The organism is Streptomyces candidus, assembly GCF_014207445.1.
GTDB lineage: Bacteria > Actinomycetota > Actinomycetes > Streptomycetales > Streptomycetaceae > Streptomyces > Streptomyces candidus.
Genome location: NZ_JACHEM010000001.1, coordinates 117,440 through 143,003 on the forward strand (window position 1 = coordinate 117,440; position 25,564 = coordinate 143,003).

A 25,564-nucleotide genomic window follows, 5' to 3' on the forward strand; every position below is an offset into this window, starting at 1 on the left:
GTGCGGAGGCGACCGTACGGGTCAGACCGCGTTCGACGACCTGACGGCCAACGCCCTGCGCAGGTCGTCGAGTTGGTCGACGAGTTTGCGGCGCAGGGCGGGGGTGAGGTCGGCGTCGTCCAGGTGCTTCTCCCCCAGCGCGAGGGCTTCCTTGGTCACCTCGTAGGCGGGAAAGGCGTACCGTCCGGCGGCTTCGGCGATGGCGGGGCCGCGGCGGGAGGCGAGTGCGGTGGCCGCGGGGTAGTAGGCGACGGCGTACGGCTGGAGGAGGTCGGCCTGTTCGGGCTGCCAGAAACCCTGGGCGGTGGCGGCGAACAGGTAGTTGGAGAGGTCGTCGTGGGAGAACAGGGCTTCCCAGGCGGCCGTCTTGGCTTCACGGGTGGGCAGGGCTGCACGGCAGCGGGCGGCACCTTCCTCGCCGGTGGCGCTGGGGTCGCGGGCGAGTTCGGCGTCGATGGCGGCCTCGTCGGTGGCGCCGAGTACGGCGAGCCGGTGAAGGATGCGCCAGCGGAGTTCGGGGTCGAGGAGGGGGCCGCCGGGGACGCCTTCGGAGTCGTACCAGTCGCGGATGCTGTCGGGCTGGGTGGCGGCGTCGATGAAGTGGCGGACGGCGGTGAGGCGCAGCCCGGGGTCATTGCCGTCCTCGGTGCGGCGGATCAGGTCGCGGCAGAGGCCGGTGAGGGCGGCGAGGGCGGCGGGGCGCTGCTCGGGGGCGAGGTAGTGGTCGGCGATGGAGTCGGCTGCGAAGGCGAGCACGCCCTGGACGACGGCGAGGTCGGTTTCGTGCGGGAGGTGGGCGCGGGCGGCGTCGAGGTAGGCGGTGGGCGGGAGTTGCCCGTCGCGGACCATGTCGCGGGCGGCGTTCCAGAGGACGGCGCGGGTGAGGGGGTCGGGGGTGTGGGAGAGGGAGCGCAGGACGGTGCGCCAGGAGGTGGGGTCGAGGCGCACCTTGGCATAGGTCTGGTCGCCGTCGTTGAGGACGAGGAGGGCGGGGCGGCGTCCGCGGCGGGTTGGCTGGGTGTCCGGGGCCGTGGCGTCCGGGGCGCCGTCGGCGGTCGGGGCTGCGGCCGGTACGTCCAGTTCGAAGCGTTCGCGCAGAACGAGGGCGTCCGGGTCGAGGAGGTCGTGGTCGTACGCGCCGACGGTGATGCGGTGGGGCCGGCTGCCAGAGTGGTCGATGTCGAGGGTCCAGCCACCGTCGATGTCGGTGACGGTGGGGGTGAGCGTGTCGACGCCGGTGGTACGCAGCCACGACTGGGCCCAGGCGTGGACGTCGCGGTCGGTGGCGGAGGCGAGGTTGTCGATGAAGTCGGCGAGGGTGGCGTTGGCGAACCGGTGCCGGGCGAAGTGGGTGTTGATTCCGGCGAGGAAGTCCTTCTCGCCCATCCAGGCGACCAGTTGGCGCAGGGCGGAGGCACCCTTGGCGTAGGAGATGCCGTCGAAGTTGAGGAGCGCGGAGGCGCTGTCGGGGACGGCTGCGGCGTCCGGGGCGACGGGGTGGGTGGAGGGGCGCTGGTCGGCGTCGTACCCCCAGCCCTTGCGGGAGACGGCGAAGCTGGTCCAGGTGTCCTGGAAGCGGGTGGCTTCGGCGAGGGTCTGGTAGCCCATGTACTCGGCGAAGGACTCGTTGAGCCAGATGTCGTCCCACCACTGGAGGGTGACGAGGTCGCCGAACCACATGTGGGCCATCTCGTGCGCGATGGTGACGCCGCGGGTCTGGCGCTGGGTGTCGGTGACGGCGGACCGGAAGATGTACTCGTCGCGGAAGGTGACGAGGCCCGGGTTCTCCATGGCGCCCGCGTTGAACTCCGGGACGAAGGCCTGGTCGTAGGAGTCGAAGGGGTACGGCTCGTCGAACTTCTCGTGGAAGCGGTCGTAGCAGGCGCGGGTGATGCCGAGGATTTCGTCGGCGTCGGCGTCGAGGTGGGGGGCGAGGGATCGGCGGCAGTGGATGCCGAAGGGCAGGCCGGCGTGCTCGGTGCGTACCGAGTGCCAGGGGCCGGCGGCGACGGCGACGAGATAGGTGGAGATCAGGGGGGTGGAGGCGAAGACCCAGCGCCGGTTTCCCTGCCCTGTGCTCCCCTGTCCTGCGCTCCCCCGCCCGGTTCCTTCTTGGCCGCTGCTCTCCTGCGCGGTGTTCTCCTGCCCGGCGTGCTGCTGGCGGGCGTTGTCCTGGCGGGTGGCGATGCTGTTGCCGAGGACGGTCCAGCCCGCGGGTGCGGTGACGGACACGTCGAACACGGCCTTGAGGTCGGGCTGGTCGAAGGCGGCGAAGACGCGTTGCACGTCGTCGAGGAACAGCTGGGTGTAGACGTAGGTCTCGCCGTCGGCGGGATCGGTGAAGCGGTGCATGCCTTCGCCGGTGCGCGAGTAGTGCATGGCCGCGTCGACGCTGAGTTCGTGGGTGCCGGGGGCCAGGCCGGTGAGCGGGAGGCGGTTGCCGGAGAGGCAGGTGGGGTCCAGGGGGTGCCCGTCGAGGGTGACGGAGCGCAGGACGGCGGGCTTGAGCTCGGCGAAGGTGTCGACGGTGGCATCGGCTTCCGGGACGGCGTCCGCCTCTGCGGTGGGGTGCACCGTGAAGTGGATGACGGTACGGGAGTCGAAGGTGGCGTCGCCGGTGGTCAGATCGAGGTCGACCGTGTACCGCTGGACATCGATGTGCCGGGCTCGGGTCTGCGCTTCGTCGCGCGTCAGTACGGGCATGGGGACATGCTGCACGATGCGCGCCGGGGAAGAGAGCGGGGGGCGGAAGCATGGACGCGGCTTTACGGGGATCGGGGCGTGGGGATGCGACGGGTGTGGACGCGTCCTCGCCCGCGCGTCCGCCCCCCTGTACGCCCGCGTCCGCCTCCGTACCCCGGGGCAACCACCTCCGTACGCCCGCGTCAGCTCCGTACGCTCGCGTCAGCCTCCCGCTGGATGGGTCCCCCGTACTGACGCCGGCGGGCTGTGGCGGGGGCGGGCGTGGGCGTGAGGGCTGCGGCGGGCGTGGGCGTGAGGGCTGGGGCGGGCGGTGCGGGAGGGGCGCCGGTCGGGGAGGTGAGCGCCCCCGAAGAGGTACGGGTGCGGGGCGGGGCGTTGAGTGGGGGCGGGACGCTCTGGGGGGGGGCCGCCCCCTTGCCCGCCCGTTCCGCCCCCGGGGCGGCCCCGCCGCCCAAGAGGGCTACGGAGGGTGGGCGACCCCGCCGCCCGAGGGGGGTTACGGGGGGCGGGCAGGGCCCCACCTGCCCGAGGGGGCTAGCCGGGGGCGGCCCCGCCGCCCAAGAGGGGTACGGGGGGGCTGGGCGGCCCTGCTGCACGAGGGGGCTACGGGGACGGGGGAACTGCGCCGCCCGAGGGGCTGCCTTCCCGTGCGCTTCGCCCGTTCTGCGCCGGAACGACGCGCCCGCTGCTCGGTGCGGGCGGGGAGGGTGCCCTGACCGGGTGGATGTCGGCACGGGCGGGCGGGCTGTGTCGCTGCTTCGCGCCCCGGCCGCTCCCCCGGTCACTGCTCCGGCGGCTGGTCCGCGATCCTCTCGTGGTGGCGGATCACTTCCGCGATGATGAAGTTGAGGAGTTTTTCCGCGAACGCCGGGTCGAGTTTGGCACTTTCCGCGAGGCCGCGCAGGCGCTCGATCTGGCGACCCTCGCGGGCCGGGTCGGCGGGCGGCAGGTGGTGTTCGGCCTTGAGGTGGCCGACCTGCATGGTGCACTTGAAGCGTTCCGCGAGCATGTGGACGACGGCTGCGTCGATGTTGTCGATGCTGTCACGGAGGCGGTCGAGTTCGGTGCGTACGGACGGATCGACGTGTCCGGATGTTCCGGCGGGGGCGGAAGACCCGGAGGCTGCGGGGGTGCCGGCGGGGTCCGTGGGGCCGGTGGCGCTGGTGGTCATGGTCTGTGAGCTTACGGCGCGCCCGAGCGGCCCGTCGGCGGTGGTCGGGATGCGGGATGCGGGATGCGAGGACTTCGGCCGCCGGGGGACGGGCCGACCCCACCGGGCCCGAAGGGGACGGGTGCGATGCCGTCGCGGCAGTGGCCGGGCGGCGGGGCGGGCACGCGTCCGACGGGCGGGGTGAGCGAACCCGCCCCCAGGCGGGAGAGCCGGGCCCCGGGTCGCGGTGACCGGCCCCCAGGCGGGACAGCCCCGCCCCCGGACGAGGTGACCGCCCACCCGGACGACGCCGCCCCGCCCGAGACTCCCCGAACCGGACCGGTACGACCCACGGAACCGCGCCTGGGTGACGGGACGCCTGCCCGACGCGCCCTCGGGAAGTGGACACACCGCCCGGCGCGCCCTCGGGAGGTGAACGCGCCGTCCGGCGCCACTCGTCGCGTGACGCCCACCCTGCGCCACCTCGGGACATGGCGCCCACCCGGCCGCCCTCGCCGCACGGCGCCCGCCCGGCACGGTCTCCTCGTGCTCCGTGCCGGGTCCGCTTCCTCGGGGGGTTACAGTCCCGCTGCCGCCCTCGCGATGTCCGCCGCGAAGGTCGAGACCTCCGTGTACACGCCCGGGTAGTTGGGCCGTGCGCACCCGTTGCCCCAGCTCACGACGCCGACCTGGATCCACGCGCCGGCGTTGTCCTTGCGGAACATGGGGCCGCCCGAGTCGCCCTGGCAGGTGTCCACGCCGCCTTGCGGGAGTCCGGCGCAGATCTCCTCGCCGGGGATGAGGTCGGAGTAGGACGCCTTGCAGCTCGCGTCGGAGACGAACGGCACCTGGGCCTTGAGCAGGTAGCGCTGCTGGGCGCCGCCCTCGGTCGCCGCGCCCCATCCGGCGACGGTGAACGTTCCCGAGTTGTACGCCGTCGTGGTGGCGATCTTCAGGGTGGGGAGGTTGATCGGCTTGGCGAGCTTGATGAGCGCCCAGTCCTTGCCGTTGCCGTTGTAGCCGGGGGCCCGGAGGACCTTGGTGGACTTGACCTTGATGGCGCTGGTGCTCCTGAGGTCCACGACGCCGGCGGTGGCGGTGATGCTGGTGTTGTTGCCGGAGCCGTTCACGCAGTGGGCGGCGGTGAGCACGATGTCCTGGGCGTAGAGCGAACCGCCGCAGCCCATCGAGAGCCGGACCATGAACGGGAACTCGCCCTGGGCGGCGCGCGTTCCTCCTACGACGGGCTGGGTGCCGTGCGGCGCGGGGGCGCCGGCGTGGGCCCCGGCGGGCTGGAGGCTGACCGCGGCGAGGGCGACGGCGCCTATGACGGCGCATCTCCTGAGGGCACGGAGTACGTTCTTCAACGGAGTGCCTTTCGTGGGGGGTGGAGAGGAAGGCATCGACGCGACGATGGCATGCGCCCGTCAACGCGCTGATGGATTATGTGGAGTTGATCGTCCGGCCGACAAGAATCCCTTTTCGGCCACTGCCGGGCAGGGTTCACGAGGGGTACGAGCATGGGCATCGGCAGCGAGGTCGAGCATGGTTTTCCGCATCTGGCCACGGTGCGTGCGGCGCTGACGGCGCTCTACCGGAGGATCGGCGAGGACGGCGTCCGTTCGTACGCGCCGAGCGTCTTCCCGGTGGACGTCGCGTTCTCGGAGCAGGACGACCCGCATCTGGGCGCGCAGTACGTGGCGCGGGCGCTGGTGGCCCACCTGCGGCTGCCGGACGCCCGGGTGATCGTCAACTACCGGGAGATGGAGCATGCCGCCGGGGTCGAACTCACCGCGGGGCCGGAGTACTTCATCGAGCTGAACGAACGCTTCCGTCATCCCGCGCACCGCAAGGACATCGGCGCCGCCCTCGCCCACGAGATCACCCACGTCCTCCTGCACCGTCTGGACCTGAGCTTCCCCGGCACGCCCGACAACGAGATCCTGACCGACACGGTGACCACCTACCTCGGGGCGGGCTGGCTGCTGCTGGACGCCTACCGGCAGGACGGGGCGTCCAGCCAGAAGCTCGGCTACCTCACCCCGGAGGAGTTCGGTTACGTGCTGGCCAAGCGGGCGCTGGCGTTCGGTGAGGACCCCTCGCCCTGGTTCACCAGCGCGGAGGCGTACACGGCGTACACCAAGGGCATGGCGCAGGCCCGCCGCGACGAGCAGCAGCCTCCGCTCGCGGCGGCGGGCCGGCTCGCCAGGCACCGGTACGCGAAGGACCGCCGGCAGGCCCTGGAGCGGGGCGGCTCGGGGGTGCCGGGCCCGCTCGCCCCGTACGCGTTCGAGGGCGAGCCCGAGGCGCTGCGTGTCTCGTTCCCCTGCCCGGCCTGCCACCAGCGCATCCGGGTGCCGGTGCGCGGCGCGCTGCGGGCGCGCTGCGCGCTGTGCCGTACGGTCCACGACTGCGACAGCTGACCCCTCCGCACCCCGCGCTGCGCCCCCCCACACCCACAACTCCCGTCCGCCGCACGCGCGTAGTCGCTGACCTGCGGCAATGTCAGCGGTGCGACGTACGCTCGAAGGCATGGACGACAAGCCGACAGCGGGCCTCCGGGACCTGTTCGAGGCTGTGCACGGTGACGAGGACGACGCTGTTGTACGGCTGCTTCGGGCAGGCGCCCCGGCCGAGGCCACCGACGAGGACGGAACGACGGCGCTCTACGCGGCGGCGGTGAACAACCGGGCGGGAGCGGTCCGGCTGCTGCTCGCGGCCGGGGCCGACCCGGACCGGCCGAGCGGGTCCGGGGGCGACCCGCGGGACGGCGACCTGCCGCTGTGTGCCGCGGCCGTCGGCGGTCACACCGAGGTGGTACGGGCCCTGCTCGCCGCGGGCGCGCGGCCGGACCTGCGGGAGGCGTACGGGTTCACCGCGCTGATATGGGCGGCGGGGCGCGGTCATGCCGAAACGGCACGGGCGCTGTTGGAGCACGGCGCAGACCCGGACCTGCCGGGCCCGTCGGGTGAGCCGCCGCTGGTGCTGGCGGCGCGGCGCGGTTCGCCCGCGACGGTTCGGGTGCTGCTGCGGTACCGGGCGGCGGCGCGGCGGGCCGCCCTGGAGGAGGCACGGCAGTGGCTGGAATGTGATGTGGAGCACATGCTGCGGCTCGGGCTGACGCACACGTACGGAGCCCTGGACGGGGACGAGTTCGCCGCGCGGCGGGTCGTCGAGGAGGGCGGAACGACGGTGGTGGTGGAACTGCTGCGGGACGGCCTTCCAGTGGCCGCGGCCGAGCAGCAGACAGGGCATGCGGCCGTGGTCACGCGTCTGGAGTGCGTACTGGGCGTCGAGACGCCGGCCGGGGAGCTCGCCGGGCGGGCGGTGCGGTCGGGCTCGCCGGTGAGCAACGACTGGCGGGAGGCGGTGGCGGTGCTGTGGCAGCGGGCCGACGAGGCGACGCTGCGCGCGGCGGAGGAGTGGTGTGCGGAAAGCTCCACGGCTCTGCACCAAACCTTCGCAGCGGATGTGCTGGCGAGGGCGGCACCGGGGGCTCGGGCGGTGCCGTTGCTGCGGGAGCTGGCGTCCCGGTCCGGCCCCGCCCATCTGACGCGCGCGGCGGTACGCGCGCTGGGCCGTCACGCCGACCCGTCGGCGCTGCCGGACGTGGTGCGGCACGCCGCGCACCAGGACGGCGAGGTGCGCAGGCGGGTGGCCGAGGCCCTCGGGTGCCTGGTGCCCCGCGCCGGGGACAGCACGGCGGCACCGGCGCCCGCCGCGGCGGCACTCCTCGACCTCACCCGGGACGACGACCTCGCGGTGCGCCGGGAGGCCGTGGTCGCGCTGGCACGGACGGCCGACGCCACGCAACAGGTCTGCGACGTGCTGGCGGAACAGGTCGGGGCGGAGGCCGAGAAAGGGACGGCCACAGAAGGGGAGGAAGCGGGCCGCCCTGCGGACAGGGCCGCCGCCGGCCCTGCGGAAGCGGAAGCCGCCGCGCCGACGGGCCACGCCGAAGCGAAGGCCCCACGAGAGGCGGACGGCCACGGACAGCCGGCCGGGCCCGGTCGGCTGGACGGCGCCGCGGCAACGGTTTCCGGGTGCGGTGGGGTGGCATCCGGTCCGCGCCGCGGTCCGCGGTCCAGCACCACAACGCCCCTTTCCCCCACCGACCCCGCCTACGCCGAAGCGGCGCGAGGGCTCGCCGTACGGCAGGATCCGCGGGCGGTGGGGGCGTTGCTGCGGGTGCTCGCGGACGGGGCTCCGGAGGGGCCGGGGCGGGCCGTCGCCGTCGAGGCAGTCGGCTTCGTACGGGACGCGGCCCTCCGGCGTCGACTGGAGTGGACGTCGCCGCGCCTTCGGTAACACCCGCCGGACGAACGGGACATCGTCGCGCCTTCGGTGACGGCCGCCGGACGAACGGGACATCGCCGCGCCTCTGATGACGCCCCGGAGCGGTCGGCTCCGAGGCGTGGTCGTCGACGCGGAACAGAGCGTCCGGGGCGGGGCTGTACGGGGGCGAAGCCGCCCGGGGGGCGGTGCGGGACAGGTCCGTCGTCCGGGGCGGAGCTGTGGCCCTACAGGACGGGGCCACCCAGGGCGGTGCGGTTCCGGACTCGGCCCTGCGGGACGGGGCCGCGTCCGGGGCGGGGCCCTGCGGGACGGGGCCGCGTCGGGGGCGGGGCCCTGCGGGACGGGCACGGGGCGCCTCTCCGCTCCCGCCACCGCGGCTTGCGCCGCGACGCCTCGACCCCTCGCCCGCCCCTAGAGCACCGCCTCCGCGAAGAGCTCCCGTACCCAGCGGGCCACATCCGCCCCCTCCCCCGGCCCCGCCCCGGCCTCCGGGAACAGCCGCCCCCAACAGCCGGCCCGGGACACCGCACCGAGCCGGCAGGCCAGGCTCACCGCGCGCCGCAGGTCGGCGGTGCTGTGCCCGTCCCCGGTCCAGGGTTCCAGGTAGGCGTCGCGCAGCCTGGGCAGCACCTCGGCCCCGTACCGCGCCCTTGCCACCCGCGCGTTGACGAGAAGGCTGCTGAAGGGGTGGCCGACCACCGCGTCTCCCCAGTCGAAGAACGCGTACCGTCCCGGATGTTCCGCCCCCGGGGCGAAAACCTGTGCCTCGTGCAGGTCGGAGTGGTCGAGGGAATGGGGGATCCCGAACGCCTCCAGTTCCTCGCACCAGTCGGCGACCCGGTCCTGTCTGCCGAGCAGTTCGCCCTTCTCTTCCGTGCCCAGCACCTGGCTCCCGCCGACGAGCCGCGCGAAGAGTCCGGGCAGCATCCGGGGGCGTCCGCCCGGCACCCCGAGCGCTTCCGCTTCCTCCGCGTGAGGGATCAACGCGCGCTGCATCGCCGCGTACTGCCGCAGCGGCTCCTCCCAGGCGCGGGCGTCGACGGCTCCCCCGTTGAGCACGTCGGCGAAGACCGTGCCCCCGTCCGGCCACAGCGCCCAGCCCCGCCCGGTGTCGACGGCGTACGGCCGCAGCACGTGCTCGGGCACCCAGCGCGCCAGGGCTTCGCCCAGACCTGCTTCGAACGCGGATGCGGGCGGGTTCGCCTTGAACCAGGCGGCGGCCGTCCCGTCGCCCACCGGGATCCGTACGAGTACGGACCAGGGCCGCACCCGTACGGTACGGGGCCCATGGGGTACCAGTCCGGCGTCCGCCACCGCCTGCTCGGCCCAGCCGAGGGCGTCCCGTCGCCAGTCGGGGCGGTCCCAGGGCGTGGCGGTGTGCGCGTAGTTGCCGCGGTCGACGGCCGGATTCGAGTGCTCGTGCATACGGCCATCACACCACCAGGTGCAACGCGGTCTCCACGCAGTATCCGTCACCCACGCGCGGGCCCGCACCAGCGGCGACACCTTCTCGGGTGCCATCTCGTCGAAGCCGCCCGCGCCTGATCCGCGACGTCGTCGATCCGCGCCGAGCCCGCGACCGCGAGGTGAAGTCGTAGTGGACGCCGCCCTGACCCGCCTCGTCGGCGTCCGGCAACCCCCCGGTGCAGACGGGCATGGACTTGGTCTCCGGTCCGCGGCTCGTCTGCGCGACGCCGACGCGGGGAATGCGCGGGAACGGGTGCGGATCGTCGTCGACGAGGGCGTGCGGGTGGCGTCGTTCGCCCTCGCGTACGGGGCGGCGGGCGTCGCCATGGGAACCCGCTTCCTGCTCACGTCCGACTCCACCGTCCCGGCCGCCGGTAAGGCGACGTACCTGGCGGCGACCGTCAAGGACATCACCGTCACCACCGCGGTCGACGGGCTGCCGCACCGGATGCTGCGCTCGGAGCTCGTCGGCTCGCTGGAGGGGACGGGGCGTGCGGGGGCACTCGTACGGGCGGTGGGCCCGTGCGGCCGGTTCCAGGAAGCTGTCCGGCATGTCGTGGTCGCACATGGTCCGGGACGGTCTCGCGATGAAGCACGGCAGGGAGTTGACGTGAGGTCAGGTTCTGCTGGCCGCCAACACGCCGATGCTGCTGAAGGCTTCGCCGGTCGAGGGCCGCACCGACCTCGGAGTGAGGGCGTCGGGGCAGGTCGGCGGCGTGATCGACCACCTGCCGAGTTGTGCCGCTCCCGTGACGCACATCATGGCCGCGGCGGACGCGGCGCTGAACCTGCACTCACTGCACCGCACGCCGCCCGCCCCGGGGTGAGCGCCCGGTGGCCCCGTACGGGGAAGCGCCCTGCGGGCCGCCGCGCGGAGGCCGGAACCCCGTGCGTGGCCGCACCCGGGATTCCCTGCGTGGCCTGTCCGGAAAAGGGGCTGGGCCCGGACCTCCGCAGTCGGCGAAGTTCCGGGCCCAGCCCACGGGTTGACGCAGTGTCAGCCCTTTTCGTTCCTCAGGTCACCCGGTCAGGCAGCGGTGCGACGGCCGCCCTGGCCACCGCCCTGCCGCCGCTGCGAGGACTGGCCCTGGCCGCCTCCGGCACGGGACTGGCCCCCGCCGGTACGCGCCTGGCCGCCACCCGCACGGGACTGCCCGCCGCCGGTACGCGCCTGGCCGCCGCCCGTACGGGGCTGGCCACTGCCGGAACCGGCGCGCGCCGGACGCCCGCCCGTTCCCGTACCGCTGCCACTGCCGCGGGTCCGGCTGCGCGCGCCGCCGCCGGAGCCCGCGGGGCGGCGCTTGGCGGGCTGCTGCTGCACCTGCTGCGGCACCTCCACTACGACGGCCACACCGGACGGCTCGCGCGCGCCCGTGAGGGACGCCAGCTCCTCGTCGGTGGACTTGACGCGGGCGGTGCGCGGGTCGATGCCCGCGTCACTCATCAGCCGGGTCATCTCACGCTTCTCCTCGGGGAGGACGAGCGTGACGACGGATCCGGACTCACCGGCGCGGGCGGTACGGCCGCCGCGGTGCAGGTAGTCCTTGTGGTCGGTCGGCGGGTCGACGTTCACGACGAGGTCGAGGTCGTCGACGTGGATGCCGCGCGCCGCGACGTTCGTCGCGACGAGCGCGGTGACCTTGCCGGTCTTGAACTGTTCGAGGGTGCGGTTGCGCTGCGGCTGGGAACGCCCGCCGTGCAGCGCCGCCGCGTACACGCCGGCGGCCAGCAGCCGCTTGGCGAAGCGGTCGGCGGCGCGCTTGGTGTCCACGAACATGATCACGCGGCCCTCGCGGGCGGCGATGCGCGCCGCGACGGCCTTCTTCTCGGTCTCGTCCATGACGTAGAGCACGTGGTGCTCCATCGTGGTGACGGCGCCGGCGGAGGGGTCCACCGAGTGCACGACCGGGTCGGTCAGGAACATCTTGACGAGCTTGTCGATGTTCTTGTCGAGGGTCGCCGAGAACAGCATGCGCTGTCCGTCCGGCTCGACCTGCTTGAGCAGCGCCACGACCTGCGGCATGAAGCCCATGTCGGCCATCTGGTCGGCCTCGTCGAGGACGGTGATGGCGACCTGGTCGAGCCGGGCGTCGCCCCGCTCGATGAGGTCCTTCAGCCGTCCCGGCGTGGCGACGAGGACCTCGGCGCCGCGCCGCAGCGCGTTGGCCTGCTTGGTGAGCGACATGCCGCCGACCACCGTGGTCAGCCGCAGGTTGACGGCGGTCGCGTACGGCGTCAGCGCGTCGGTGACCTGCTGCGCGAGTTCGCGCGTCGGTACGAGGACGAGCGCCAGCGGCGCGTGCGGCTCGGAGCGGCGTCCGGCGGTACGGGCCAGCATCGCCAGCCCGAAGGCCAGCGTCTTGCCGGAGCCCGTACGGCCGCGGCCCAGGATGTCCCGGCCGGCGAGGGAGTTGGGGAGCGTCGCGCCCTGGATCGGGAACGGCTCGGTCACCCCCTGCGCGGCGAGCGTCTTGAGGAGTGCGGCGGGCATGTCCAGCGCTTCGAAAGCCTCGACCGACGGCAGCGCGGGGGTGATCGACTCCGGCAGTGCGAATTCACCCTGGAGCGGCGTGGACCGGCGGGCGGAGCCCTTGCCGGAAGTCTTCGTCGAAGCCTTGCCGCGGCCCCGGGACGGGGCGGCACTCGACGGTCGGTTGCGCGCCGGACGGCCGGTGCGCTCGGAGGAGGATCGTTCGAAACGGGTCATGCAGTCATTGCCTTCTTCCTAAAGGACGCCCGAGGGAACCGGGCGGGCAGCGGAACACCGTAATTCGGCTCCGCCTGCGAACACAACGCAAGCCGGGGCCCGCACCTCTCGGTGCGGGCCCCGGCTAGGAGGTTCGCGTCCGGGCGATTAGGCCGGGACGATGTTCTCCGCCTGCGGGCCCTTCTGGCCCTGCGTGACGTCGAAGGAAACCTTCTGGCCTTCCTGGAGCTCACGGAAGCCCGAGGTGGCGATGTTGGAGTAGTGGGCGAAGACGTCGGCGCCGCCGCCGTCCTGCTCAATGAAGCCGAAGCCCTTTTCCGAGTTGAACCACTTCACGGTGCCAGTAGCCATTTTTATTCTCCTAAAACAGGGGCAGAGCCGGAAATCCGCACTTTACGAATTCCTCGTCGCCGCAATGACCCCATCCGGAGAGCCGTAAAGGCAATGACCGGATAAAACAAATGTGCGCCTGTCGAAGCGTTCTCGTCAGGCGCACATAAAGTTCATGGGTACCAAAACTGCAACTCGGCTACCGTAGCACGCCACCTCGGGAGGCGCACGGGGGAACATGGATCTTCTTCGGCCACTCGGCTCGCACTCCCCCGGCGCCAGGGGGCGCGGCACCCTTCACATCCGTTCGATGATCGTCACGTTCGCCTGTCCGCCGCCCTCGCACATGGGCCGTCGGCTGCACCCTGAAACTCGATCTCTCGCTGTGGCTGCGCACGGCACGACCCCTGCGGGACGCGTGGGGGACACCGGGTGCGTGCCGGGCGCGGGTGGTGGAGGGACGGACGGTCGAGGACCGATGCCGCCCTCCTGTCCGGCCGCCCTTGCCGCCGCCGTGAGGTGACTTCGTACCCTCGTCGCATGATCGCCAGACTCCAGTGCACCGTCCTCGACTGCCCCGACCCGCAAGAGCTCGGATATTTCTACGCCGCGCTGACCGGTGGTGACGTCGACCGTCCGGACCCGCAGTGGGCCACCGACGACGACTGGACGACGGTCCACACCCCGGGCGGGCCGGTCCTCGCCTTCCAGCGCGCCCCCGACTTCCGCCGCCCGCGCTGGCCCGACCCCGACCACCCGCAGCAGTTCCACCTGGACTTCGCGGTGCCGGACCTGGCCACCGCGCACGCCGAGGTGCTGGCGCTGGGCGCGGAGGTGCTGGACCATGTCGCCTCGGGGCGCTCATGGAACGTGTACGCGGACCCGGCGGGCCATCCGTTCTGCCTGGTCGGGCACTGAGTCGCACGCCGGGAACGGAGGCGTCGTCGGTGGTGGCGCGGGAGCGACGGGGCTCCGGCCCACGGGGTGCAACGGCCGAGGGCACGGTGGCCGCCGGGCAATGTGCGGCAGCTGTGCCGTGACTCCTGCGCTCGTCACGCGTTGGGCAGGGCATGAAGAAACGAAGCATGGCCGCCGTCGCCTCCCTCGCCGCCGGTTTTGTCGCCGCTATGGTCTCCCCCGCCCCGGGTGCGCACGCCGCCGCGCCCGCCGACCAGCTCGGTTCGCTGCCCGTCTCCGGCGAACTCCTCGACGAGGTGGCGGACACCGCCACCGACGCCGTTACAGGGGTCGCCTCCCAGGCGGGACCGGCAGCCGGGAAGTAGCGCGTCGAACGTTCTTGTTCCGGCCGTGCCCCGCACCCAGCGGTATCCGGGTGCGGGGCACGGCCGTGCCGCAGTGCGTTCGGGCAGGGCGCGCGGGGCGAGTCGGCGCACGGCTCGCGGCCGGCTCGCCGACGGCTCGTGCAGCGCTCAGACCGGACGCATGCTGATGAGCGCCAGGCGGCCGGCGCATTCCAGCAGTCCGCCCGGATCGGGCCCGGCGTCCCCGGTGCTGGTGCCGGTGTCCGTGCCGGTGCACAGTACGGCGTCGTACGGCAGCAGGGTGGTCGTGGTTTCGCCCGCGAGCACGGCCGGGCCGTCCAGGGGAATCGCGAGGGCGGTGCCCGGCCCGTCGGGCCACCGGCTGCGGTGGCCCCGGGCGACTTCGACGCGGACGGCCAGGCCGCTCGTCCGGTTGTGCATCACGTTGAGGTTGGCCACCGGGCCGTCGAGGAGCCGGCAGTCGGTGGGCACGTCACCCGGGAAGTGCTGGGGCACGTAGCGGGCGTCGACCATGCGGGACCCGGGAGTGCCGCCCGCGGCCGGGGTCGTGGTCAGGGCCATGCCCGCGCCCTCGACCATCGTCAGGATGCGGTCCACGCCCGGGAAGACGGAGAACGGGCCGTCGGTGGCGACCTCCGCCAGACTCACCCGCCACGCGAAGCCGGACCCCGCGGGCCCCGGTGGCCAGGAGGCGATCTCGCGGGTGACGCCGCCGCCGTTCCTCCACGGAACGGCGGGGCGGCCGGCGGCGCGCATGATCCGCGTGCTCACCGCAGGACTCCTTGCGCGCGGGCCGCCGCGAGCCAGCTGGGGAATTCGCGCACCAACTGGTCGTAGAGGTCCGCGTCGGAGAGCGCGGACGGGTTCTCACCCGCGTGGAAGTAGCCCGCGTTGTCGACCAGCCGCTGCTCGGGAACGGCGAGTTCGTCGAGCTTGCGCAGGAAGTCGAACTGGTTGCTGCGGGTGTTGCCGAAACCCACGAACTGCCAGAACAGCGGGAGACGGGCAGCCTTGCAGATATAGCGTTCGGCGGCCTGCTTGTTGATCGGGCCGCCGTCCGTCTGGAAGACCACCAGGGCGGGGGCGGTCGCGCCGCTGTCCAGGTAGTGGTCGATGACGGCGTCCATGGCCAGGTGGTAGCTGGTCTTCCCCATGTGGGCGAGGCCTCGCGTGATCTGCTCGACGCGGCCCCGGTGGTGGGCGAGTTCGATCTCCGTGACCGCGTCGACGTCCGTGGAGAAGAACACGGCCGGGACCGTGCCGTCGTCGTCGAGGTGCGCGGCGAGGCCCAGCACCTGGTCGGCGAGGGCCTGAACGCTGCCGTCCTGGTAGTACGGCCGCATCGACCCCGAGTAGTCGACGACCAGGTACACCGCCGCACGCTGCCCGTCCAGCCCGTGCTTGCGCAGGCTGACGCCCGCGCTCTTGTAGAGACTGACGAGCGCGGGGGCCGTCTCCTGAACCTTGCGGAGGTCGATCGGCATGGGGCGGACCCGCCTTCCGTACGTGCGTTCCGGGCCGGTGCGTTCCCGGACCGCCGAGGCTACGCGACCCCGGCTCACCGGTACGGGGCGTCGAGAGCGGCAGCCTGCCCGGCACGCCTTCCTGGCGGGCGAGGTCGCCTACGTCTGGCAGCTCGCGCTGTGCGCGGTGGCGGTGCTCATGGCCGCTGCCGCCCTCCTGGTACGCCGGATGCTGCGTCCCCCGCCGGAGAGCGCCGTCCCGGCGGCCACCGCACGCCCCGCGCGGTCCGCCGCGCGGTGACGGGAACGTGCCGCGGCGCCCGCCCCTTGTCCGGTCGGGGACGAGGTGGGGCGGGCGCCGCGTAAGTTCCGTACGACGCTGTACGGGACATCAGTGGGCGTTGTTCACGGAGCGCGCGGGGCTGCCCGGAACAACGTAGAAGCCACCGTACGCCAGGTCAGACCGTCAGTGCACGGTCGGTCGGCTTCACCGGGGCCGGGAGGGCGCTGACACCGGTGAGGTAGCGGTCCACGCCGCGGGCGGCGGAGCGGCCCTCGGCGATGGCCCAGACGATGAGGGACTGGCCACGGCCCGCGTCACCTGCGACGAAGACCCCGTCGACGTTGGTGGCGTAGTCCGCGTCGCGGGCGATGTTGCCGCGCTCGTCGAGGTCGAGGCCGAACTGCTGGACGAGGCCGTTGGCCTGGTCGGTGCCCGTGAAGCCCATCGCGAGGGTGACCAGCTGGGCGGGGAGGACGCGCTCGGTGCCCGCCTTCTGCGTCGGCTTGCCGTCCTTGAACTCCACCTCGATGAGGTGGAGGGACTGCACGTTGCCGTCCTCGTCGCCCTCGAAGTGGGTGGTGGAGACGGAGTAGAGCCGCTCGCCGCCCTCCTCGTGCGCGGAGGTGACCTTGTAGAGCATGGGGAACGTCGGCCAGGGCTGGCCCGGGTTCCGCTCCTCGCCGGGCCTGGGCATGATCTCCAGCTGGGTGACGGAGGCAGCGCCCTGGCGGTGGGCGGTGCCCACGCAGTCCGCGCCGGTGTCGCCGCCGCCGATGACCACGACGTGCTTGCCCTCGGCGGTGATCGGGGAGACGGTCAGGTCGCCCTCCTGCACCTTGTTGGCGAGGGGCAGGTACTCCATCGCGAAGTGGATGCCCTTCAGGTCCCGGCCGGGGACCGGGAGGTCGCGGGAGACGGTCGCGCCGGCGGCGACGACCACCGCGTCGTACCGGCGGCGCAGCTTGGCCGCGTCGACGTCGCGGCCGATCTCCACCTCGGTGCGGAACTTGGTGCCCTCGGCCCGCATCTGCTCGATGCGCCGGTTGATGTGGGACTTCTCCATCTTGAACTCGGGGATGCCGTAGCGCAGCAGCCCGCCGATGCGGTCGGCACGCTCGTACACGGCGACGGTGTGTCCGGCCCGGGTGAGCTGCTGGGCGGCGGCGAGACCGGCCGGGCCCGAGCCGATGACGGCGACGGTCTTGCCGGAGAGCCGCTCGGGCGGCTGCGGGGTGACGTCGCCGCTGTCCCACGCCTTGTCGATGATGGTGACTTCGACGTTCTTGATGGTGACGGCGGGCTGGTTGATGCCGAGCACGCACGCCGACTCGCAGGGCGCCGGGCACAGCCGCCCGGTGAACTCCGGGAAGTTGTTGGTGGCGTGCAGGCGCTCGGACGCGGCCGTCCAGTCCTCGCGGTAGGCGTAGTCGTTCCACTCGGGGATGAGGTTGCCGAGCGGGCAGCCGTTGTGGCAGAACGGGATGCCGCAGTCCATGCAGCGGCCGGCCTGCTTGCTGATGATCGGCAGGAGGGACTTGGGAACGTAGACCTCGTTCCAGTCCTTCACGCGCTCCTCGACCGGGCGGGTCCTGGCGACTTCGCGCCCGGTGGTCAGAAAGCCCTTGGGGTCAGCCATGGGTCGCCGCCTCCATCATCTTCTCGGTGGTCTCCTGCTCGGAGAGCCCGGCCAGCTCAGCGGCGTCCTTGGCGGCGAGCACTGCCTTGTACGTGGACGGGATGATCTTGCTGAATCGGGCTGCGGCGGCGGGCCAGTCGGCCAGCAGCTTCGCCGCGACGGTCGATCCGGTCTCCTCCTGGTGGCGGCGCACGACGTCGTGCAGCCACTGCTGGTCGGAGGTGGACGGGGTTTCGACGGCGCCCAGGTTGCCCGCGTTGACGTTGTTGCGGTCGAGGTCGATGACGTACGCGACACCGCCCGACATGCCGGCGGCGAAGTTGCGTCCGGTCTCGCCGAGGACGACGGCGTGGCCGCCGGTCATGTACTCGCAGCCGTGGTCGCCGACGCCTTCGGAGACGACGGTCGCACCGGAGTTGCGGACGCAGAAGCGTTCGCCGGTCCGGCCGCGGAGGAAGATCTCACCGCTGGTGGCGCCGTAGCCGATGGTGTTGCCGGCGATGGTCGAGTACTCGGCGAGGTGGTCGGCGCCCCGGTCCGGGCGGACGATGACCCGGCCGCCGGAGAGGCCCTTGCCGACGTAGTCGTTGGCGTCGCCCTCCAGGCGCAGGGTGACGCCGCTGGGGACGAATGCGCCGAAGGACTGGCCGGCCGAACCGGTGAAGGTGATGTCGATGGTGTCGTCGGGCAGTCCGGCGCCGCCGAACTTCTTTGTCACCTCGTGGCCGAGCATCGTGCCGACGGTGCGGTTGATGTTGCGGATGGCGATCTGCGCGCGGACCGGCTGGGCGGCTTCCGCGGACTCCGCGCCCAGGGCGTCGGCGGCCAGCTTGATCAGCTGGTTGTCGAGCGCCTTCTCCAGGGCGTGGTCCTGGGCGGCGACCTGGTGGCGGACGGCGCCCTCGGGCAGCTCCGGCACGTGGAACAGCGGTGCCAGGTCCAGGCCCTGGGCCTTCCAGTGGGTGATCGCCCGGTCGGTTTCGAGGAGTTCGGCGTGCCCGACGGCCTCCTCGATCGTGCGGAAGCCCAACTCGGCGAGGATCTCGCGCACTTCCTCGGCGATGAACTGGAAGAAGTTGACGATGTACTCGGCCTTGCCGGTGAACCGTTCGCGCAGTACCGGGTTCTGGGTGGCGATACCGACGGGGCAGGTGTCGAGGTGGCAGACGCGCATCATGACGCAGCCCGACACGACGAGCGGGGCGGTCGCGAAGCCGAACTCCTCGGCGCCGAGGAGGGCGGCGATGACGACGTCGCGGCCGGTCTTCAGCTGGCCGTCGGTCTGCACGACGATGCGGTCGCGCAGCCCGTTGAGGAGGAGGGTCTGCTGGGTCTCGGCGAGGCCGAGTTCCCAGGGGCCGCCCGCGTGCTTGAGCGAGGTCAGCGGGGAGGCGCCGGTTCCGCCGTCGTGGCCGGAGATCAGCAGGACGTCGGCGTGCGCCTTGGAAACACCGGCGGCGACCGTGCCGACGCCGACCTCGGATACCAGCTTCACGTGGATGCGGGCCGCCGGGTTGGCGTTCTTGAGGTCGTGGATCAGCTGGGCCAGGTCCTCGATGGAGTAGATGTCGTGGTGCGGGGGCGGCGAGATGAGGCCGACGCCGGGCGTCGAGTGACGCGTCTTGGCGACCCACGGGTACACCTTGTGGCCGGGCAGCTGGCCGCCCTCGCCGGGCTTCGCGCCCTGCGCCATCTTGATCTGGATGTCGTCCGCGTTGACCAGGTACTCGCTGGTCACGCCGAAGCGGCCGGACGCCACCTGCTTGATGGAGGAGCGTCGCGCCGGGTCGTACAGGCGCTCGGCGTCCTCGCCGCCCTCACCGGTGTTGGACTTGCCGCCCAGCTGGTTCATGGCGATGGCGAGGGTCTCGTGCGCCTCCTGGGAGATGGAGCCGTACGACATGGCGCCGGTGGAGAAACGCTTGACGATCTCGGCGGCGGACTCGACCTCGTCGATCGGGATCGGCTGCCGGCCGGACTTGAAGCCGAACAGACCGCGCAGCGTCATCAGCCGCTCGGACTGCTCGTTCACGCGCTCCGTGTACTTCTTGAAGATGTCGTAGCGGCGGCCGCGCGTCGCGTGCTGGAGGCGGAAGACCGTCTCCGGGTCGAAGAGGTGCGGCTCGCCCTCCCGGCGCCACTGGTACTCGCCGCCGATCTCCAGCCGGCGGTGCGAGGCGGCGATGCCGGAGGCGGGGTACGCCTTGGCGTGCCGGGCGGCGACCTCCTGGGCGATGACGTCGAGTCCCGCGCCGCCGATCTTGCTGGGGGTGCCGTTGAAGTACGTGGCGACGAAGTCCTCGTTCAGGCCGACGGCTTCGAAGACCTGGGCGCCCCGGTAGGAGGCGACGGTGGAGATGCCCATCTTGGACATGACCTTGAGGACACCCTTGCCGAGGGCGTAGATCAGGTTCCGGATGGCCTGCTCGGCGTCGTCCGTCTCCAGGAACGTCCCGGCGCGGACCAGGTCTTCGACCGACTCCATCGCGAGGTACGGGTTGACGGCCGCGGCACCGTAACCGATCAGCAGCGCGACGTGGTGCACCTCGCGCACGTCACCGGCCTCGACCAGCAGGCCCACCTGGGTGCGCTGCTTGGTGCGAATGAGGTGGTGGTGCACGGCGGAGGTGAGCAGCAGCGACGGGATCGGGGCGTGCTCGGCGTCGGAGTGCCGGTCGGAGAGCACGATCAGGCGCGCGCCGGCCTCGATGGCGGCGTCGGCCTCGGTGCAGATCTCCTCGATGCGGGCGGCGAGTGCGTCGCTGCCGCCGGAGACCCGGTAGAGGCCGGAGAGGGTCGCGGCCTTCATGCCGGGCATGTCGCCGTCGGCGTTGATGTGGATGAGCTTGGCCAGCTCGTCGTTGTCGATCACCGGGAAGGGCAGGGTGACCGAGCGGCACGACGCGGCGGTCGGCTCCAGGAGGTTGCCCTGGGGGCCCAGCGAGGACCGCAGCGAGGTGACGAGTTCCTCGCGGATCGCGTCCAGCGGCGGGTTGGTGACCTGGGCGAACAGCTGGGTGAAGTAGTCGAAGAGCAGCCGGGGGCGCTCGGAGAGCGCCGCGATCGGCGAGTCCGTGCCCATCGAGCCGAGCGGCTCGCCGCCGGTCCGCGCCATCGGGGCGAGGATGACCCGCAGCTCTTCCTCGGTGTAGCCGAAGGTCTGCTGGCGGCGGGTGACCGAGGCATGCGTGTGCACGATGTGCTCGCGCTCGGGGAGGTCCTCCAGCCCGATCTCGCCGCTTTCCAGCCACTGCTGGTACGGGTGTTCCGCGGCGAGCGTCGCCTTGATCTCGTCGTCCTCGACGATGCGGTGCTCGGCGGTGTCGACGAGGAACATGCGGCCCGGCTGGAGGCGGCCCTTGCGGACGACCTTCGCGGGGTCGATGTCCAGGACGCCGACCTCGGAGGAGAGGACGACGAGGCCGTCGTCGGTGACCCAGTAGCGGCCGGGGCGCAGACCGTTGCGGTCGAGGACCGCGCCGATCTGGGTGCCGTCGGTGAAGGTGACGCAGGCCGGGCCGTCCCAGGGCTCCATCTGGGTGGCGTGGTACTGGTAGAACGCGCGGCGGGCCGGGTCCATGGAGGCGTGGTTCTCCCACGCCTCGGGGACCATCATCAGCACCGAGTGGGGGAGCGAGCGCCCGCCGAGGTGCAGCAGTTCCAGCACCTCGTCGAAGGACGCGGAGTCGGAGGCGTCCGGTGTGCAGACGGGGAAGATCCGCTCCAGCTTGTCCTCGCCGAAGAGTTCGCTCGCCAGCTGCGACTCGCGCGCCTTCATCCAGTTCCGGTTGCCCTTGACGGTGTTGATCTCACCGTTGTGGGCGATGAAGCGGTACGGGTGGGCCAGCGGCCACGACGGGAAGGTGTTCGTGGAGAAGCGCGAGTGCACGAGCGCCACGGCGGTCGCCAGGCGGCGGTCGGAGAGGTCGGGGAAGAACGGCTCCAGCTGCCCGGTGGTCAGCATGCCCTTGTAGACGATGGTGCGCGCGGAGAGCGACGGGAAGTACACACCGGCCTCGCGCTCGGCGCGCTTGCGCAGGACGAAGGCCTTGCGGTCGAGGGCGATGCCCGCGCTGTGGCCGTCGGCCACGAAGAGCTGCCGGAAGGCGGGCATGGTGGCGCGCGCGCCGTTGCCCAGCAGATCGGGGGTGACGGGCACCTCGCGCCAGCCGAGGACGGTGAGCCCCTCCTCGGCCGCGATCGTCCCGATCCGCGCGACGGCCTCGGCGCCCGCGTCCGGGTCGGCGGGCAGGAAGCCGATGCCGACGGCGTACGCGCCTGCCGCCGGGAGTTCGAAGTCCGCGACCTCGCGGAGGAAGGCGTCCGGGACCTGGAGCAGGATGCCGGCGCCGTCGCCGGAGTCGGGCTCGGAGCCGGTGGCACCGCGGTGTTCGAGGTTGCGCAGTACCGTCAGCGCCTGCTCGACCATGTCATGGCTGGCCACACCGGTGAGGGTGGCCACAAAGCCGACGCCGCAGGCGTCGTGCTCGTTACGGGGGTCGTACATCCCCTGCTGGGCGGGGCGACCGTCCATGGGCGACCAGGCGTGGGTACGCATCGGCACTCCCGTCGTCGTCGTGGCATAAGGCAAATACCGAGGGACGACACTGGCCCTCCGCGAAATTTCGTGCAGGTTACATGATGGCTGGCTTCTCGGGAAGCGGATAGCTCATTCCACCATGCGGACACCGCCCGTAGCGGTGGATGTGGTGCGGGGCGGACAGAACGCCGCCCTCCGGACCGTGGCGAGCAGGCATCGTTGCCTGCGGCGCTTACGGCTCATGCCCGGTGGTCAACTGGACGAAACCGATGAGTAACGGCTACTTATGCGCCACCTTGCATAGAGCCTCATCCTACGGCGCGGTCCGGGAATCCGCGCCGGGGCGTACGTCACACTGCCGACACGCCCGCGTCGCGACGCGGAAACCCCCGGCGGAACCGTTCCACCGGCCCGCCAGGGGTTCCTCACGTCCTTCCGTACGGCCCCCGGGTCACGCCCTTCCGTCCGGTCCCGGGCCCGCCGCTCCGAGCGGCTAGACCGCGGCTCCGAGGAGCGCGCCCAGCCCGTACGTCACCGCCGCCGCCGATCCGCCCAGTACGAGTTGCCGCAGCCCGCTGAACCACCACGTCCGTGCGGTCACCCGGGCGACGACCGCCCCGCACGCGAACAGTCCGGCGAGCGACAGCAGCACGGCGGGCAGCAGCGAGACGGCTCCCAGCAGGTACGGCAGGACGGGCAGCAGCGCCCCGAGCGCGAACGCGGCGAACGAGGACCCGGCGGCCACCAGCGGCGAGGGAAGGTCCTCGGGGTCGATGCCCAGCTCCTCCCGCGCGTGGATCTCCAGCGCCTGCTCGGGGTCCCGGGACAGCTGTTCCGCGACCTGACGGGCGAGGTGCGGCTCGACGCCCCGCGACTCGTACAGCGCCGCCAGTTCCGCCATCTCGTCCTGGGGGTGCTTGCGCAGCTCCCGCCGCTCGACGGCGAGCTCCGCCTCGACCAGCTCCCGCTGGGAGGCGACCGAGGTGTACTCCCCCGCCGCCATCGAGAACGCACCGGCCGCCAGCCCGGCCAGCCCGGTGATCACGATGGTCTGCTGCGGGACGGCGCCGCCGGCCACCCCCGTCATCAGCGCCAGGTTGGACACGAGCCCGTCCATCGCACCGAACACCGCCGGCCGCAGCCAGCCGCCGTTCACGTCGCGGTGGGTGTGGTTGTCGCGGTGCGCCGCGTGCAGCGTCGCTCCGGTCTCGATGACGGCCATGCCGGTCCCCCCGTACCACTCGTCCTTCTCACCGTCGGGGAGCGCCCCGACGACAGCGAACCTACGCACGATTCGAAGCTCTCGCCAGCAAGGAAGGCCGTACTTACTCGCTCCTACCGGGGTTGCGCCGTGGTTTCCAAGGCAAGCCTGTCCTTGCTGCGAAGGCTTCGAACCGCTGAAACCGTCCCGGAACTCGCCGGGGATCCCACCTCTCCCCAAACGGCCCACCGAAAGGGATGATTCGGGCATGACGACCGTCGGTCCACCCGCCGGACCTCGCGGGCCGAGACGAGAACCCACCCACCGAGAGGCCACCGGATGACCCAGCCGCCCACCCGCCCGACCACCCTCACGGTCCTGGGCAGCACCAACATGGATCTCGTCGCGTACGTCGCCAAGGCCCCGGCCCCGGGCGAGACCGTCGCGGGCCACTCCTTCCGCACCGTCCCCGGCGGCAAGGGAGCCAACCAGGCCATCGCGGCCGCCCGCGCGGGCGCGGCGGTGACGATGATCGGCGCGGTCGGCACCGACGAGTTCGGCCCGCGCCTGCGCTCCGCCCTCGAACACTCAGGCGTCGACACCGACTTCCTGCGCACCGCCGAGGGCGCCTCCGGCACGGCGCACATCGTGGTGGACGACGACGGGTGCAACTCCATCGTCGTCATCCCCGGCGCGAACGGCACCGTCACCGGCCTCACCCCCGGTGACGAGACGGTCATCGCCGGGGCCTACGCGCTCCTGCTCCAGCTCGAACTCCCGCTGCCCGCCGTCACCGCGGCCGCCCGCGCCGCCCGACGGCACGGGGTGCGTACGATCCTCACCCCGGCCCCCGCCGGCGCCATGCCGCCCGAACTTCTGGAAGTCACCGATCTGCTGGTGCCCAACGAGCACGAAGCGGCAGCCCTCACCGGCCTCCACAACCCCCTGCTCGCCGCCCGCGCCCTCCTGGACCATGTTCCGGAGGTGGTGGTCACCCTGGGCGCCGCGGGCAGTGCGTACGTCACCCGTGCGGCCCCCGACCCGGTCTTCGTCCCGGCCGTGCCCGCCGAGCCGGTCGTCGACACGACCGCGGCCGGGGACACCTTCGTGGGCGCGCTCGCGGTGGCCCTCGGCGAGGGAAAGCCGATGCGGGACGCCATGCGCTGGGCGGCGGCGGCCTCGGCCCTGTCCGTCCAGCGGCACGGCGCGTCGACGTCCATGCCGTGCCGCCAGGAGATCGACGCCCTCTGACGCCGGGCCCGCGCACGGCAGACGCATGCGGCGCGCCCCGGGACGCGAAGGGGCCGCCGCAACCGTGACGGTTCCGGCGGCCCCTTTTCGCTTGCGCGGGCGCTCGTGTCTTCGCTTGCGCGGGCGCTCGTGCGGACGAGCGTCAGCCCTTCCTGGCGTCGGCCTTGCCCTCCTCGGTCGGGTCACCCTTCGACAGGCTCGCCCCCCGGCCCTTCACGAGGCTCGAGTCGGCCTTGCCCTCCTCGGTCGGGTCACCCTTCGACAGGCTCGCCCCCCGGCCCTTCACGAGGCTCGACCCGCCGGGCTTCGCGAGGCTCGACCCACCGGCCTTCGGCTCACCGGCTTCCGCGGCATCCCCGTCGGCGGCGTCCGCGTCGGTCGCCGCGTCCGGCTTCGTCTCCGGCCCGGGCTCCGGCTCGACGACGGCTTCGCGCCCCGGTCGCATGCGCGCCGACAGGACGAGGTAGACGACGGCCAGGACGAAGACGACGATCGCCGTCCACACGTTCAGGCGCAGGCCCAGGATGTGGTGCGCGTCGTCGACCCGCATGTACTCGATCCAGCCGCGCCCGGCGCAGTACAGGGCGACGTACAGCGCGAAGACCCTGCCGTGCCCCATCTTGAACCTGCGGTCCGCCCAGACGACGGCGGCCGCGACACCGAGGCACCACAGCGACTCGTAGAGGAAGGTCGGGTGGTACAGACCCGGCTCGTCCCCCCTGGTGATCCTGAGCGCCCACGGAAGGTCGGTGGCCCGGCCGTACAGCTCCTGGTTGAACCAGTTGCCCCAGCGGCCGATGGCCTGCGCGATGGCGAGAGCGGGAGCCATGGCGTCCGCCCAGGCGGGAAGCGGGATCCCCCGGCTGCGGCAGCCGATCCAGGCGCCGACGGCACCGAGCGCGACGGCGCCCCAGATGCCGAGCCCGCCTTCCCAGATCTTGAACGCGTCGACCCAGTTCCGGCCTTCGGAGAAGTAGAGCTGGTAGTCGGTGATGACGTGGTAGAGCCGCCCGCCGACGAGACCGAACGGGACCGCCCACACCGCGATGTCGGCGACCGTCCCCGGCTTGCCGCCACGGGCGATCCAGCGCTTGCTGCCGTACCAGACGGCTACGAAGACACCGATGATGATGCAGAGTGCGTAGCCGCGCAGCGGGAGGGGTCCGAGATGGATCTCACCGGCCGCCGGGCTGGGAATGTAGGCAAGGTTCATGGCGTGTCCGACGCTACCTTGCCGGGCGCGGACAGGAACAA

The 25,564-nt window shown here is 72.4% G+C and carries 18 protein-coding genes and 1 pseudogene; 7 read left to right on the forward strand and 12 right to left on the reverse strand.

What is annotated here, in order from left to right; translation table 11 throughout:
- Positions 1 to 21: 21 nt before the first annotated feature.
- The 3 genes from pepN to HNQ79_RS00495 all read right to left on the reverse strand — a co-directional run bounded on the left by pepN (position 22) and on the right by HNQ79_RS00495 (position 5,220).
- Entirely contained in the window at positions 22 to 2,703 is a 2,682-nt protein-coding gene (gene pepN / locus HNQ79_RS00485) for an aminopeptidase N (protein WP_185025579.1), read from the reverse strand.
- A 781-nt stretch (positions 2,704 to 3,484) separates the two neighbouring features.
- Entirely contained in the window at positions 3,485 to 3,874 is a 390-nt protein-coding gene (locus HNQ79_RS00490; RefSeq protein WP_185025581.1) for a chorismate mutase, read from the reverse strand.
- Between the two features lie 557 nt (positions 3,875 to 4,431).
- Positions 4,432 to 5,220, reverse strand: coding sequence for a S1 family peptidase (locus HNQ79_RS00495; RefSeq protein ID WP_185025583.1), 789 nt, complete (start codon positions 5,218 to 5,220; stop codon positions 4,432 to 4,434).
- Between the two features lie 153 nt (positions 5,221 to 5,373).
- Here HNQ79_RS00495 and HNQ79_RS00500 point away from each other — a divergent pair, with 153 nt between their 5' ends.
- A complete protein-coding gene (locus HNQ79_RS00500) occupies positions 5,374 to 6,276 on the forward strand; it encodes a hypothetical protein (protein ID WP_185025585.1) in 903 nt (300 codons plus the stop codon).
- 109 nt (positions 6,277 to 6,385) lie between these two features.
- A complete protein-coding gene (locus HNQ79_RS00505; RefSeq protein ID WP_185025587.1) occupies positions 6,386 to 8,161 on the forward strand; it encodes an ankyrin repeat domain-containing protein in 1,776 nt (591 codons plus the stop codon).
- 399 nt (positions 8,162 to 8,560) lie between these two features.
- On the opposite strand, the gene HNQ79_RS00510 is transcribed toward HNQ79_RS00505, so the two are convergent.
- Positions 8,561 to 9,574 (reverse strand): phosphotransferase, encoded by a 1,014-nt coding sequence (locus tag HNQ79_RS00510; RefSeq protein ID WP_185025589.1) that lies wholly within the window; start codon positions 9,572 to 9,574, stop codon positions 8,561 to 8,563.
- A 337-nt stretch (positions 9,575 to 9,911) separates the two neighbouring features.
- On the opposite strand from HNQ79_RS00510, the pseudogene HNQ79_RS00515 reads away from it, so the two are divergent.
- Positions 9,912 to 10,443, forward strand: a pseudogene (locus tag HNQ79_RS00515) (nitronate monooxygenase); the annotation flags it as partial.
- Positions 10,444 to 10,643: 200 nt separating this feature from the next.
- On the opposite strand, the gene HNQ79_RS00520 reads toward HNQ79_RS00515, so the two are convergent.
- Positions 10,644 to 12,323, reverse strand: a complete 1,680-nt coding sequence (locus HNQ79_RS00520; protein WP_185025591.1) for a DEAD/DEAH box helicase — start codon at positions 12,321 to 12,323, stop codon at positions 10,644 to 10,646.
- Between the two features lie 147 nt (positions 12,324 to 12,470).
- The gene (locus tag HNQ79_RS00525) at positions 12,471 to 12,674 is read right to left on the reverse strand and encodes a cold-shock protein (protein WP_003969786.1); all 204 of its coding nucleotides are present in this window, start codon (positions 12,672 to 12,674) and stop codon (positions 12,471 to 12,473) included.
- Positions 12,675 to 13,193: 519 nt separating this feature from the next.
- Between HNQ79_RS00525 and HNQ79_RS00530 the strand changes: the two genes are divergently transcribed.
- Together HNQ79_RS00530 and HNQ79_RS00535 are read left to right on the forward strand one after the other, a co-directional pair.
- On the forward strand, positions 13,194 to 13,571 hold the full coding sequence (locus tag HNQ79_RS00530) for a VOC family protein (RefSeq protein WP_185025593.1): 378 nt from the start codon (positions 13,194 to 13,196) through the stop codon (positions 13,569 to 13,571).
- Positions 13,572 to 13,738: 167 nt separating this feature from the next.
- Positions 13,739 to 13,936: a hypothetical protein gene (locus HNQ79_RS00535; protein ID WP_229923163.1), complete on the forward strand. Its 198-nt coding sequence runs from the start codon at positions 13,739 to 13,741 to the stop codon at positions 13,934 to 13,936.
- Between the two features lie 147 nt (positions 13,937 to 14,083).
- Here HNQ79_RS00535 and HNQ79_RS00540 read toward each other — a convergent pair whose 3' ends face one another.
- Both HNQ79_RS00540 and HNQ79_RS00545 read right to left on the reverse strand, forming a co-directional pair.
- Positions 14,084 to 14,707, reverse strand: coding sequence for a HutD/Ves family protein (locus tag HNQ79_RS00540; RefSeq protein WP_308437317.1), 624 nt, complete (start codon positions 14,705 to 14,707; stop codon positions 14,084 to 14,086).
- A complete protein-coding gene (locus HNQ79_RS00545; RefSeq protein ID WP_185025597.1) occupies positions 14,704 to 15,420 on the reverse strand; it encodes a VWA domain-containing protein in 717 nt (238 codons plus the stop codon). Before HNQ79_RS00545 ends, HNQ79_RS00540 begins: the two co-directional genes overlap by 4 nt.
- Between HNQ79_RS00545 and HNQ79_RS00550 the strand changes: the two genes are divergently transcribed.
- Positions 15,419 to 15,700, forward strand: a complete 282-nt coding sequence (locus HNQ79_RS00550) for a hypothetical protein (protein ID WP_185025599.1) — start codon at positions 15,419 to 15,421, stop codon at positions 15,698 to 15,700. The two genes, HNQ79_RS00545 and HNQ79_RS00550, sit on opposite strands and share 2 nt — an antisense overlap.
- Positions 15,701 to 15,857: 157 nt before the next feature.
- On the opposite strand, the gene HNQ79_RS00555 is transcribed toward HNQ79_RS00550, so the two are convergent.
- The 3 genes from HNQ79_RS00555 to HNQ79_RS00565 all read right to left on the reverse strand — a co-directional run bounded on the left by HNQ79_RS00555 (position 15,858) and on the right by HNQ79_RS00565 (position 23,080).
- The gene (locus HNQ79_RS00555; RefSeq protein ID WP_185025601.1) at positions 15,858 to 17,318 is read right to left on the reverse strand and encodes a glutamate synthase subunit beta; all 1,461 of its coding nucleotides are present in this window, start codon (positions 17,316 to 17,318) and stop codon (positions 15,858 to 15,860) included.
- Entirely contained in the window at positions 17,311 to 21,876 is a 4,566-nt protein-coding gene (gene gltB / locus HNQ79_RS00560) for a glutamate synthase large subunit (RefSeq protein ID WP_185025604.1), read from the reverse strand. The genes HNQ79_RS00555 and gltB overlap by 8 nt, the downstream gene beginning before the upstream one ends.
- Before the next feature lie 475 nt (positions 21,877 to 22,351).
- The gene (locus HNQ79_RS00565; protein ID WP_185026507.1) at positions 22,352 to 23,080 is read right to left on the reverse strand and encodes a VIT1/CCC1 transporter family protein; all 729 of its coding nucleotides are present in this window, start codon (positions 23,078 to 23,080) and stop codon (positions 22,352 to 22,354) included.
- Positions 23,081 to 23,398: 318 nt separating this feature from the next.
- Between HNQ79_RS00565 and rbsK the strand changes: the two genes are divergently transcribed.
- Entirely contained in the window at positions 23,399 to 24,310 is a 912-nt protein-coding gene (rbsK, locus tag HNQ79_RS00570) for a ribokinase (protein WP_185025606.1), read from the forward strand.
- A gap of 142 nt (positions 24,311 to 24,452) precedes the next feature.
- On the opposite strand, the gene lgt is transcribed toward rbsK, so the two are convergent.
- Entirely contained in the window at positions 24,453 to 25,523 is a 1,071-nt protein-coding gene (gene lgt / locus HNQ79_RS00575) for a prolipoprotein diacylglyceryl transferase (RefSeq protein ID WP_185025608.1), read from the reverse strand.
- Positions 25,524 to 25,564 lie beyond the last annotated feature (41 nt).